At 60.4% G+C, this 713-nt stretch carries 1 protein-coding gene; it reads right to left on the reverse strand.

All coding sequences use genetic code 11. From position 1 onward, the window contains the following. A partial coding sequence (locus WMO45_RS13640; RefSeq protein WP_349141440.1) for a sugar-binding domain-containing protein occupies positions 1-713 on the reverse strand: 713 nt, incomplete at both ends.

Raw genomic sequence — 713 nt, forward strand, 5'->3', positions numbered from 1 at the left:
GCGGTCTCCTGATCCAGGTCCATGTGCACATCGCCCACAGCCACCAGGCTGATGTCGCGGTACAGCCCGCCGAACACGGTAAAGTCACCGGACATAGGCGTCAGGTTATTGACGTTGTTGTCCACGCTGATGGCGACCGTATTCTCACCCTCCTGGTTCAGGTACTGGGTGATGTCATAGCGGAAGCGGGAGTAGCCGCCCTCGTGGCGGCCCACATGCTGGCCGTTGACATAGGTCTCGCTGATCTTGCACGCGGCTCCCACATCCAGATAGATGTGCTTGCCGCCCTGGAGCAGCGCGGATACTTCTTCATCGGTAAAGGTCTTGATGTACCAGCCGATGCCCTTGACATAGTCGTTGCCGCCGTTGGCGCCGTCATCGGCGTTCCAGCAGTGGGGGATGCTGACGTCATCCCACTCGCCGTTGCCGTCCACAGTGGGCACCTGGCCGGCCTCGGGCTTCGTGGGCATGTCCTGCTGCATCTGGAACTTCCAGCCCTGGGAGAAATCGATCACGGTGCGCTGGGTTCCGTCGTACTCCGGGTCGATGACCTGGACGGTAAAGGTCTCGGTCACGCTGCCCAGGCTGCCCTGCTGATCCGTCACCGTTACGGAGACGGTAGCCTCACCCTTTCCAACCGCATGCAGCTTGACAAAATTATAGTTGCAGTTGTCCGTATCGCTGGGGTCATCCATGAGCTGGCCGGCGCTGTT

The organism is Flavonifractor hominis (assembly GCF_040095835.1).
In the GTDB taxonomy this organism is placed as follows: domain Bacteria; phylum Bacillota; class Clostridia; order Oscillospirales; family Oscillospiraceae; genus Flavonifractor; species Flavonifractor hominis.